At 67.6% G+C, this 11,642-nt stretch carries 9 protein-coding genes and 1 pseudogene; 6 read left to right on the plus strand and 4 right to left on the minus strand.

The genetic code is table 11. From position 1 onward, the window contains the following. Position 1: 1 nt before the first annotated feature. The 3 genes from JOM49_RS22270 (at position 2) to JOM49_RS22280 (ending at position 4,529) form a co-directional block, all read left to right on the plus strand. A complete protein-coding gene (locus JOM49_RS22270; protein WP_209666182.1) occupies positions 2-385 on the plus strand; it encodes a VOC family protein in 384 nt (127 codons plus the stop codon). Between the two features lie 172 nt (positions 386-557). Next, on the plus strand, positions 558-2,873 hold the full coding sequence (locus JOM49_RS22275) for a M20/M25/M40 family metallo-hydrolase (protein WP_209666183.1): 2,316 nt from the start codon (positions 558-560) through the stop codon (positions 2,871-2,873). 204 nt (positions 2,874-3,077) lie between these two features. Next, positions 3,078-4,529 carry a cytochrome P450 gene (locus JOM49_RS22280; protein ID WP_209666184.1) on the plus strand — a complete coding sequence of 484 codons (1,452 nt, stop codon included), beginning with the start codon at positions 3,078-3,080 and terminating at the stop codon, positions 4,527-4,529. A 444-nt stretch (positions 4,530-4,973) separates the two neighbouring features. On the opposite strand, the gene JOM49_RS22285 is transcribed toward JOM49_RS22280, so the two are convergent. Then, positions 4,974-5,156, minus strand: a complete 183-nt coding sequence (locus tag JOM49_RS22285; RefSeq protein WP_209666185.1) for a hypothetical protein — start codon at positions 5,154-5,156, stop codon at positions 4,974-4,976. Between the two features lie 585 nt (positions 5,157-5,741). Here JOM49_RS22285 and JOM49_RS22290 point away from each other — a divergent pair. Together JOM49_RS22290 and JOM49_RS22295 are read left to right on the plus strand one after the other, a co-directional pair. Further along, positions 5,742-6,386 carry a hypothetical protein gene (locus tag JOM49_RS22290; protein WP_245369419.1) on the plus strand — a complete coding sequence of 215 codons (645 nt, stop codon included), beginning with the start codon at positions 5,742-5,744 and terminating at the stop codon, positions 6,384-6,386. 633 nt (positions 6,387-7,019) lie between these two features. Further along, positions 7,020-7,187 (plus strand): hypothetical protein, encoded by a 168-nt coding sequence (locus JOM49_RS22295; protein ID WP_209666187.1) that lies wholly within the window; start codon positions 7,020-7,022, stop codon positions 7,185-7,187. Here the strand turns inward: JOM49_RS22295 and JOM49_RS44390 are convergent. The 3 genes and pseudogenes from JOM49_RS44390 to JOM49_RS22310 all read right to left on the minus strand — a co-directional run bounded on the left by JOM49_RS44390 (position 7,148) and on the right by JOM49_RS22310 (position 10,281). Beyond that, positions 7,148-7,351, minus strand: a complete 204-nt coding sequence (locus tag JOM49_RS44390; protein ID WP_372444059.1) for a hypothetical protein — start codon at positions 7,349-7,351, stop codon at positions 7,148-7,150. The two genes, JOM49_RS22295 and JOM49_RS44390, sit on opposite strands and share 40 nt — an antisense overlap. A gap of 22 nt (positions 7,352-7,373) precedes the next feature. Further along, positions 7,374-8,003, minus strand: a pseudogene (locus tag JOM49_RS22300) (IS701 family transposase); the annotation flags it as partial. 232 nt (positions 8,004-8,235) lie between these two features. Then, positions 8,236-10,281 carry a WD40 repeat domain-containing serine/threonine protein kinase gene (locus JOM49_RS22310; RefSeq protein WP_209666190.1) on the minus strand — a complete coding sequence of 682 codons (2,046 nt, stop codon included), beginning with the start codon at positions 10,279-10,281 and terminating at the stop codon, positions 8,236-8,238. A gap of 353 nt (positions 10,282-10,634) precedes the next feature. Between JOM49_RS22310 and JOM49_RS22315 the strand changes: the two genes are divergently transcribed. Next, positions 10,635-11,378 (plus strand): class I SAM-dependent methyltransferase, encoded by a 744-nt coding sequence (locus JOM49_RS22315; RefSeq protein WP_209666191.1) that lies wholly within the window; start codon positions 10,635-10,637, stop codon positions 11,376-11,378. Positions 11,379-11,642 lie beyond the last annotated feature (264 nt).

Genomic DNA, 11,642 nt, shown 5'->3' on the forward strand with positions numbered 1-11,642 from the left:
AATGGCACGAATCAAGGACATTATTTTCGACTGCCGGCATCCCGCCTCCCTCGCGCGGTTCTGGGCGGGCGTACTCGACGGCTACGAAGTCGCTCCCTACGACGAGGAGGAGTTGCGGCGCTTGCGGGCCAACGGGATCGACGACCCGGAAGACGATCCGACGGTGCTCGTGACGGCCGAACCCGGGATGACGCCTCGCTACTTCTTTGTGTTGGTGCCCGAGGACAAAGTAGTCAAGAACCGGGTTCATCTCGACTTGCAAGCCGAGGACACCGAGGCCGAAGTGGCCCGAATTGTGGAACTGGGCGCATTTGTCGTCCACGAATACCCGGAGTGGGTTCAGCTGGCTGATCCCGAGGGAAACGAGTTCTGCATCATGCGCTGATCGCCGCCGGCGGATACCTCAGGGACGCGGTAGTCCGACAACCGCGCCCACGTCGACGAGCCGGCGTACCGGCGATGCCGATCGGCAGTCAGGGGGTAAGATGTCGGGCCAGACCGTCTCGGACGTCAGCGCGCCGAAAGGTGCGCGGGGGCCAAGGGCGCGGGCTGCGACGGTGACGGTGCGCCGTCGCAGTACGGTGATCATGCTAGTCGCTCTCGCGCTGCTCGGGGTGCTCACGGTACTGGCGTTCGCGCCACCACCGGCACGCTCCGCGGCCGTTCCGGCCGGAGAGTTCTCGGCGGAACGTGCGGCCGGGCACCTGGAGCAGATCGCGCTACGACCGCACCCGACCGGAAGCGGTGACAACGAGCGGGTCCGGGCCTTCCTCCTGCAGCAGGCCAGGTCCTTCGGCGCGGCTGCCACCGTCGAGTCCGGCGAAGTCGTTCGGCACGATGGGGACGGTCCATTCTCCACCGCGACCGTGCACAACGTCGTTGCCAGGGTTCCCGGGATCGATCCGGCGCACAGCGGTGGAAAGGCGCTGCTGTTCGTCGCGCATTACGATTCCGTGCCGACCGGCCCGGGCGCGGCGGACAACGGCGCCGCGGTTGCCGCCATGCTGGAGACCATGCGGGCGGTGCTGGCCGGAGGCCGTCTCCGCAACGACGTCGTCTTCTTGTTCACCGACGGCGAGGAGCTCGGCGGCTTGGGCGCGGAGCTGTTCGCCCGCCGGCACGACATCGACGACTACGGTGCGGTGCTGAACTGGGAAGCCCGCGGCAGTTCGGGCCCGGTGTTGCTGTTCGAAACCAGCCAGGGCAACGCGCGGTTGCTGGACGCCTACGCGCGGACGGGCAGCCGGCCTGCCGGCAACTCCCTTGCGTACGAGATCTACCAGAGAATGCCCAATCTCACCGACTTCACCGTGTTCCGGGACGCGGGAGCGGTGGGCCTCAACGCGGCTTTTCTCGACGGCTTCCACCAGTACCACTCGGTCAACGATGACATCGGGCATCTCGACAGGGACAGCCTCCAGCACCACGGCGAAATGATGGTCGGACTGGCCGGTGAACTGGGTGACGCCGATCTGCGGGTCATCCGCAGTGATGGCGACACCGTTTACTTCGACGTGTTCGCCCGGGTACTGGTCCGGTACCCGGCTGAGGCCGTCGTGTGGGCTGCCGTCGCGACTCTGCTGATACTGGCCTGGTTGATCGGTCTGGGCGCGCGTCGTTCGACGCTGCGGGTGCGGGGCGTCCTGGTGACCGCCGGTGTGGGTGTCGGCGTGGTTGCCGGAACTGCGGGCGCCGCGTTCGGGCTGTGGTGGCTGGTGCTGGCCGTTCGGCAGGATATCGAGTTCCTGCCGTTGGCCGAGCCGTACGAGCGAGAATGGTTTGTCGCGGGTTTCCTCGCCGCGGCCGCCGCCGTGCTGGTTGCCGCGGCTCGGTCGCTTCGCGGCACAAGACCTGCGGAATCGATCGGCGGGGTGCTGGTTCTCGGCGCGGTGCTGCTGGTGGTCCTCACACCGGTTCTACCCGGCGCGACCTACCTGCTGCAGTGGCCGGTCCTTGCCGGAATCCCCGCGTTGTGGTGGTCGACTCGGCGGACCGAGGACAGTGTCCGGGCGGCCGTGGTCGGCGTCCTGCTCACCGGATTGCCGGCGGCCGTGGCGATCGTCCTGTATGCCCCGCTGGTCGGCGCCGTGCTCGTGGCCCTTGGCGTGCAGATGGCCGCGGCGGCGCTGGTGATCGCCGCGATCGGCGGACTGCTGGTTCTGCCTCTGCTGACGTCAGTGCCGCGCGCCGCGCTCGCGGTACCGGTGGCCGCGACGGTCCTGCTGATGGGCGTCGGTGTCGCGCGATCGGGTTACGAGCGGACCGAACCCCGCACGGACGCTCTGCTCTACTTCCGAAATCACGAGGACGATTCGGCTGCCTGGCTGACGGGCGATCCGGAGCCCGACGCGTGGACCGCGGCGGTGTTCGGTGAATCGCCGCGCAGAGTTCCAGCGCACACGTACCTGCCCCGGTTCGGCGATGACGACCTCCTCACCGTGGACGCCCCGGCACTCGACCTGCCACCACCGGAGGTGAGCACACTCGCCGACACCACCAGCGGTACCACGCGCAGTATTCGGTTCTCGGTCGCGTCTCAGCGCGACGCGTGGCAGCTCAGTGTCCGGCTGCCGTCCCGGTCGCTGTACACCTGCACCGTCGCGGGTGTCACGTTGGATGCGACGACCTTGGCGAAGCACGCTGACCGCACGGACGGCGTGCTCTTCGAGTACACCGGTGACGGTGCGGACCTGGAGCTGAGTTGCGTAGTAGCGGCAGGGGAGCCGATACGCGTTGAAGTCGCCGACTTGACGATCGGATTGCCGGAGCGGGTCGCCGCACTCGTCGGGCCACGTCCCGACGACGCGATCCCGGTGCCGTTCGGCTTCGCGCCGACCGACGCCGCCATTGCCCGGCGTGTAGCGGTCCTCTGATCGTCGTGCCCGGCGCGACGGGAATTCCATCCGTCCATGGGCGAATTGCATTCGGGTATCTTGATTAGTTGGGGTAATCGACGTGATCAGGCGACAGTTGACGCATCTTGACTCTGTTGCGCTGGGGCCAGAGGGGATATATTGTCAGGAGCAACCCCGCGTTGATGTCGACTATTCGTTCGTGTCGAAGGGTATGGTGGTTTTGTGGGGAAAAAAGGTACGGCCAGGCAGTTGCCGCCAGGGCCATCGGGTGTTCCGATCCTCGGCAAACACATGGCTTTTCTCCGTAATCCACTTGACTTCCTCATGCAAGCCCACTTGGAATTCGGTCCGCTCGTGTCGCTGCCGGTGAATGGCAGGACCGTGGTCGCGGCCTTCGGTGCGGAGCAGGTCCAGGCAGTGGTCGCCGGATACGGCAAAGAGGTTGACATCAGCATGGCGGGCGGAGTCGACCTGGAATTCAAAGGTAGCATCCAGGGGCGTGGTCCGCTCAACGCGTCCGGTGCCGAGCACGCGCTATTCCGGCGAGTCACGCTGCGAGCGCTGCGCAACTCGGCGAACTCCTACGCCGCGGTGAGCATGGAACTCACCCAGCGGTTGCTGGCCGGCTGGACCCCGGGGACCGAGGTTGATCTTCTTCGCCATATTCCCGAGTTGTCCCGGCGAATCTTCAAATACTACATGTTCGGTTCGGACATCGGTGTGACGGATCCGGAACTCGATGCGGCGGTGGACGAGTGGAGTTCGGCGTTGGATTCGATCCCGCGCCGGATCGGCTCGGCTTTGCTCCCGTACAACGTGCCGGGTCTGTCTCGCGGCCGGAGTGTCCGCCGGAGCATGTCCATCATGGATGCACGGGTGGCCGCGATCGGTGACGGTTCGGTGAAGACGCGGCATTTTTCCCTCATCGAGGCCGTGCTGCAAGAGATGGAGCGCGCTGATCTCAACCCCAACCCTGCATTGGCAAGGGAACTCGCTACGCAGCTCTACTTCGCCGGTCTCACATCGGTCGGTGGAACCATCGTGTGGACACTGCTGTTGCTCGCGTTGCACCCGAAGCCGACGTCCGACCTCCTCGGCGAGCTCGACCGGGAGTTCGGTGGCCGAGTACCCGAACCGGGCGATGACGCCAAGCAGTTGCCGGTGTTCGATGCCATATTGGACGAGTCCATGCGGCTCTACCCGGGTTCTGCCTATGAGTTCAAACGAGTCCACGAGGATCTCGAAGTGGACGGATATCGGTTGCGGTCGGGTTCTCCTCTGCTGCTCGCTCCCTGGGTCACGCAGCGCAGCCCGGACAATTTCGAGGATCCGGAACGGTTCCGTCCCGAGCGATTTGCCGGCCGCCAACGGGCCTACCACAAAGCGTCCTTCGCGCCATGGGGGTTCGGCAACCGTTCGTGCGTCGGAAAGGGAGTGTCGCGGACGGCTATCAGAACCGTCGTGGCGGGCATTACCCAGCGATACCGCCTGGACCTGGTCCCACACCAGCGGATCGACGTCCATTCCGGCTCATTCGGGATCCGAGTCCTGCCCCGGCCCGGCGTTCGCGTACGGCTCGCGCGGCAGGACGGTGAGACCGCGCGTTCCGCCACCCCGGTGACCGGCTCCGTCGTGCACGGCGTTCCAGGACAAGCGGGCACCGCGCGGGATTGATCTGTGTGGACAGGCGATCGACGAGAGCGGACGGCAAGGACACCAGGACGCCCTTGATGTCCTTGCCGCGCACAGGCCTTGGGTCACGCCGACCGACAAACCTGTCGATACCCGCGTCGAGCAGTGTCCGCCCATGCCGTAGCGCGGTGTAGCGAACCCCGCGATCGGAATGGTGTACCAGCACACCCTCGCGGCCACGCCGCGTCGAGGGTGTCGAGCACCTGCCAGTCCACGATCGCCCGGGAGTACGCATCGATCACGAACGCGGTATACACATGCCACCGTCGGCCATCGGCACGTAGGTGATGTCGGTGACCGCGGCTGAGACGCCGGATCACCACGCACCGGCGGACCTCCACATCCTCGCGCCGCAACTGCGCGTGTACGTTCCGGGCCATACAACGTTTCGACTTCTCCCACGCCCAGCGAATCACCGGCACCAATTCAGCTCTGCCTGCTCTCCTCCGCCACGGCCAGTCGCTGCACCGCGACCCGCAACGGCACCCGGGCTTGCGCCGTTTCGGCGGCGTAGGCCATGCCCGGTACCGCGGCTCCGGCCACCACCGCACACGCCATCACCACCCCTGCCACCGCATCCCCGCCACTCCTCTCACTGACATCGCTCATCGGTCAAAGGTCAGGAATACTGGATCGCCTCCCGCACGCAACAGCAGTCACGAGCCGTACCACCCGACCGGGAAATCCCCTCATCCCACAGGGCCACAGCGGGCCCGCCTCCGTCACTGGCAGTACCACCCCGACCGGCAGCACAGTTCCTGCGCTGCCGCGCCATCCCGAACGCGAAATCACTCAGAATGACTCAGTGAACCGGGGCCACCCCCGCTCGCGCGGGGAAGACGCTGATGAGCGCGACGCGATGACCGATGTGGTGGGACCATCCCCGCTCGCACGGGGAAGACATCTTCACAGACTGTGAACCCGTCGGATCGCGTTGAGCGGGGAGGGTTCGCGGCCCTCGTTGCTCTGGAGCGGGCAGGATGTGGTGCGGGGGGTCGTGCTTGTCGGACGCGCGATCCCTTTCCCGGCCCGAGGATTGGATGCCCAATGGGACGCTTGTCGGTGTTCACCTTCCAGTACATCGCCATTGACACAGAGGCTGGTGTTACGCCGGAAGAGTTCGAGACCTTCGTGCGTGGTGAAGGCGTTTACCTGCCCTTGTACCCAGGGTGGCGGTGGACTCTGCTGCGTGGGTTGCGCGGAGAGCGGACCGGGCAGTACCTGATGTTGTACGAGATCGAGAGCGCCGAGCAGCGCGACCGCTACGTCACGGCCCGGGGTGAGCAGACCGAGCTGGCCCGGCTGTTCTGGGCGCGGCACCCCGAGGCGGAGGCGGTGCTGGCGCGATGGCGGCGGATGGGCACGTTCGGTGAGCTGCCGACGTTGTTCACCGACTACCGGCTGCTGGCCGACAATCCGCGGAGCACGGTCACGCCCGGCCCCCGCTACCGCGACCGCCCGGGGGAGGAGCCCGTCGCCCGGGTCATCGGGATCCACAACCTGGCGTTGCGCGCCGGTGTGACCGAGGAGATGTTCGACCGCTTCATCGCCGAGAACCACCACCGGATCGACGACTACCCGGACTGGCGGTTCCACGTGCTCAAGGGCGAGCGGGGCAACCGCCTCGACCAGTACGTGATGATGATGGAGATCGCGAGCCTGGACGCGCTGGACGTCTTCTACCCCGAGCCCGACATCGCCACCGGCGAGGCCGCGGAGTTCGCGGCCGCCCACCGCGACACCAAGCAGATGTACGAGGAGTGGAAGCAGCTCGCCTCGTTCTCGGGCTCGCCGCAGATCTACACGGACTACCTCGCTGTCGCGGAGAACCCGGCGTAGTCCCGCACGACCGGGACGGGCCCGGGGTCAGGTGGTGGGTGCGGAGCCAGTCGCGCATGGCGGTGGTGATCTCGGCGCGAGTGGTTCGTTGAGGGGCTCGTGGCGGGCGTCCTACTAGCTAGAGGAGGCGGCGGAGGCTTGGACCAAGGCAGTGCCCGCGTTCGAGCAGGCGGGCGATCCGGAATCCGCGGCAGCTGTAATTGAACGGCTCGGCGCATTGCGGTAGAGCCTCGCGCCTCTGCGTTCGGTCGGCAGGTGACGCGGAAGCCAGCCTGGTCAACGGCTCTGGGTACTGAACCCGGCGAGCGCGGCACGCTCGCCGCGGACCACGCGTAAATCCTGGGCGGCCCTGGCCACGCGGAGCCCCTCTTGTCCCGCGCATCTCGACAACGGGACCTGCTCCCTGGCAGATCTTCCGGGAGCCCGGCATCAACTTCAGTGAGACCGGCATCAACAAGAACGCGTCCGCATCAGAGCTGCTGAGACGGCATCAGCTCCGTTGTGAGACGCGTCAGCAAATGTCAGTGCTCATGCGTCACCGAAATGTCAGTGACCTGGGCCATTGTCCGGGAAGCCCACCGGGTTGGCGTGATGCTGGGTTCCCTATGCGCGTCGGGCGGCAGGCTACCGCACGTGGCGGTGCCGCGTGACCCGGACCAGCACGGCGAGGAATACCGGTTCGGCGAGATGATGCTGGCGGTCGCCCTCGGGACTGTGTCGACGCTGTGTGGCTACGTCGTCCGGCGGCAACTCGGTAGCGGTTACTGCGCGATGGATATCGCCACGATGCGAACGGCGTGAACTGATTCAGGGCGCTGCCGGAGCCAGGGTTCGATAAACCGGTCAGGCGTTTGGCCGGCATCGAGGCATGTGCTCGCGTCGCAGAACAGAGCGCAGCAAACTCCGTCGTTCTGCGCGCTGCGGTACAGGATGCCGTCGACGGCGTTCGTGGAGACGTAACGCAAATACTCGGTGATGACCTGAGTGGGCGTCGCCGTAGCCGGCGTCGGCGACCACCGGCCGCGGCGGCAGGCCCCACTCGGTGGTGGTCTCGTCGAGCATGTCCAGCGCGAGGCGCCACTTCTCCCGACGCCGCACCTCGTCCGGGACCTGGCTGCGCGCCCGCCGCGCCCGGACCTCGGCAGCCGCCTGCTCATCGGCGGCTTTCTCGTCGTCCCAGGATTCCGGCAGGAACGACCGCCAGTCGATCGCGGCCGAGGTCCAGTCGGTGACCGCGTGCACGCTCACCCCGATCTGGCAGTTCCCGGTCTTGCCCAGCGCGCCGCAGTGCGTCCGCGCCACTCCAGGGGAATCCTTGCCGTCCTTGGGAAAACCGGTGTTATCGATGACGAGCGCGTCCGGGTCGACGAACTCACCGGCCCACCCGGCTAGGCGTCGCCGGACCTCGACGTGATCCCAGGTCGAGGTGGTGACGAACTGCTGCAACTGCTAATGATCGACCTCCAGCCGCTCGGCCTCCGGCTGCATCGACTTGCGCTTGCCGTCCAGCATCAGCCCACGCAAATACAGCTGCCCCTTCGTCCGCTGATCACGCCGCGCGAACCCGCCGAACATCCGCCCAGCGAACTCCTCGACCACCGGACGAACCTCGTCCATCCCCTCTGGAAACACTCGCACAGAAGATCATGACAACACCCCGTCCAGCCCTAACGACACACCTAACAAAGCCCTACTAGCAAGGTCCTGCCGATGACCGCGCTCGTTGATCACCGTTCCGACGCTTCGATGCACTATGCGATGCCACGGGTGGACTCATCGGGCCTAATCAAGGATGGTGTCCGGTCGTCGATGTGGGGCCTTCCGGCTGTCCTTTCGGGAATTCTTTCGCTCAGGGCGTGGGGAGGGCCAGCAGGCGGACGGTGTTGTCTTGGCCCGCGGTGGCGACGAGCTTGCCGTCCGGGCTGAGGCGGGCCGAGTTGACCTTCGAGATCGTCGGGGCGAGTTGGCGTCCGCTGTCCACATCGTACAGATTGGCCCAGCCGATGTCCCCGGCCGTGGCGGAGAGCAGCAGGGTGCGGCCGTCCGCGCTGAGCGTCAGCCGGTCGACGGACTGGACGCCCGGTAGCTTCAGCGGGTCCCGGACCTGGTTCCGGTTGGCCACATCCCAGAATCGCACGTAGCCGTGGTTGTCGACGTACTCGGCGGTCAGCAGGGTCTTGCCGTCCGCGGAGAAGGCGAACGTTTCCAGGCCCTGGGTGCCTTCGGCGCCGGGCAGGGTGATCGGGGTGCCGAGTTGGTGGCCTGCCGCGTCCCACAGCGCCACACCGTAGAAATCACGCCCCGAGCCACCTTGGGTGGCGAGCAGTTCGCCGTCCGGCCTGAAGACCGCGCCCGCCACCACGCCGTCGGAGACATCGAGGTGGGCGCTTCGCTGACGGCCTGCCACGTCCCAGAGTTCGACGTCGCTGTTGTAGCTGCTGTAGGCGGCAACCCGGCTGGCATCTGGGCTGAAAACCTGGTCGCCGAGCGGATACGACTCGCCGCTGCCGATGACGAGTGGTTCGCCGACGCGGTTGCCGCTGTGCACGTCCCACGATTCGACGACGCTCTCGGCGTCCTTCTCCCTCGCGGTCCGCAGGGTCCGGCCGTCCGGAGTGAAGGCCAGTGCGTGCGCCTGCTCCGCATCCTTGGTTCCCGCGGCCCCGATCGGGCCGAGGATCTGGCCGATCCGCTGCCCGCCCGCCACCGCCCACACCTGCACGGTGTAGTCCGCGTGCAGCGCCGCCACGGTGCGGCCATCCGAGCTGAACGCCACGTCGAGCACCGGGGTGTTGCCGATCAGCACACCCGCTTCCGGCAACGGCGGTGCGTCGGCCGCCGACGACGAAGAGGGCGGGCTCACCGAGGTGTCCGGCAGGTCCGGCCACAGCACCCACCCGAGCAAACCGGCCACGACCACCAAAGCGGCCACCACCGGCCACAGCCGTCGCCGCGTCGGCCCGCGTTCCACCACCCGGGTCGGCGGAGGGCCGTCGCGGGTGATCACCCTCGTGGCGCCCGGGTCGAGCAGTCCGGCGAGTGCGGCCTGCCGGTCGGTGATCAGCCGGTGCACGGCGTCCGGCCAGGCCCTGGCCACGGGGGCGATCGGGCCGATCGACTCCAGCAGCTGCTCCGGGGTCGGCCGGTCGGCGGGGGCCTTGGCCAGGCACGGTTCGACCAGGCGCCGGATCCGGGCGGGCACGCCGGTCAGCTTGGGCGGTTCCACCACGATGGCGTTCAGCGTCTGCCGGGTCGTCTCGTGCGTGAACGGGCTGGTGCCGGTGCAGGCCGCGATCACCACGGAGGCCAGGGAGAACACGTCGCTGGCCGGGGTCACCGGCTGCCCGTCGGCCTGCTCGGGGGACATGAACGCGGGCGAGCCGATCAGCCAGCCCGCCCGCGTCAGTTCCGCGGACCCGTTGAGCGCCCGCACGATACCGAAGTCGATCACCCGAGGCCCGTCCTCGGCGAGCAACACGTTGGACGGCTTCAGGTCGCGGTGGACCAGCTCCGCCCGGTGGATCTGGATCAGCGCGGCAGCCAGCCCCGCGGCCAGCCGGAGCACCGACTCCTCCGGCAGCGCACCGAGCGCGGCGATCGCGTCGTGCAGTGACGGACCGGGCACAAAAACCGAGGCCAGCCACGGAGTCGGTGCGTCGGGATCGGCGTCGACCACCGCTGCGGTGTAGGCGCCCGAGACCGCGCGGGAGGCGTCGACCTCCCGGCGGAACCGCACGCGGAACCCGTCGTCCTCGGCGAACTGCTCGTGCACCAGCTTCAGCGCGACGAGCCTGCCGTCCGGGCCGCCCGCCAGCAGCACCCGCCCCATCCCGCCCCGCCCCAGTTCGGCGAAGACGCGGTACCGCCCGATCTCGAAATTTTCCACCGGTTTCATCGAGGCGGAGCTTAGCCGAGCGCGCGCTGGACCCGGTGGTGTTCCGCGGGATTCAACAGTCGGCCCGGCTCGACCACGGCAGCCCAGATCGCCCCGGGGCGGTCGGCCTCCGAAGCCCCGCCTGCGTCGATTCGTGTGACGCTCGGTCTAGGACCAGTCCGCCCACCGACCGGTGGCCGCCCAGCGATACAGCCACTGCGGCCCGGTAGTATGCAGGACGCAGTGACCGACGCGCTGCGGCGTGTCGTGCGCCGCGCTCGCCGCAGCGCTACCGTGCCGTCCGTGTTGTGCGACACCCTCGTCCTCGAAGTCGGGCTCCGGTCACTGCTGGCCCCGGACACCGCCACGGTCGCATGAATCTGGCCGCGAACAACATCGCCTACCGGCGCCCCGCCCTCTACGACACGCTGACCCGCGACAGCACCGCGGCCGAGACCTGCCGGCACCTCATCCACGACCACGGGACACCCGGCGGGAGCGTGCTCGACCTGGGCTGCGGCACCGCCCGGGACCTGGCCGCACTGGCCGGCAGTCCCGATCGCGTGGGCGTCGACCTGCAACCCCAGCTCATCGAACACGCCCAGCAACAGCATCCCGACCTGGACCTGCGAGTCGGGGACTTGCGCACGGTGCGACTGGGCCGCACCTTCGACACGATCCTCTGCCTCGGCAACTCCCTGGCCTACCTGCACCACAACGACGACATCCGCGCCGCGTTCACCACGTTCGCCGCCCACGCCCGCCCCGGCACAGTGCTGATCATCATCACCCAGATCGCCCCCAGCTCCACCTCTGCACCTTCCCGGGGCCGGATCGAGGCGGCAGAGATTCATGCCGAGGTCACCACCGAGCACCACTGGGACGCCCGCACCCAGATCGCGACACTGCACCGCACCTGGCAACTCGACGACGGCACCATCGAACACGATCACATCCAGCGCCGCGTCCTCTTCCCCCAAGAACTCGAGCTCTACACCACCCTCGCCGGGTTCACACCCCTGACGCTGTTCACGGCCCCAGACAACCGCACCGGGCCGCTCACCGGCTCCACCGCCCCTCTCGCCGCCAGATGCACCTCGGGTAGCTCGAATTGGTGACGCCACGCGGCCAGCGTGGGCTGGTACGTCAAAGCGCCCAGTGTGGGTCTCCGCGGTATCGCCTCGAGCGGCTGAAAAGCTCGATGACACATCACGGCAAGAACACGGAGCCGAGCAGTAGGTCTCCCGTGGAAGACAAAGCGAAAGCAGTACCTGGTCCCCTGGGGTGCCGCTCGACTCCGTGAAGTCGGTACTGCGCCCGGCGGACCGCGTGCAACAAGATGCCAGGGCAAAGGGCCGCAGCGGCTCAGCGATACGGCATCG

This window comes from Amycolatopsis magusensis (assembly GCF_017875555.1).
Lineage (GTDB): Bacteria > Actinomycetota > Actinomycetes > Mycobacteriales > Pseudonocardiaceae > Amycolatopsis > Amycolatopsis magusensis.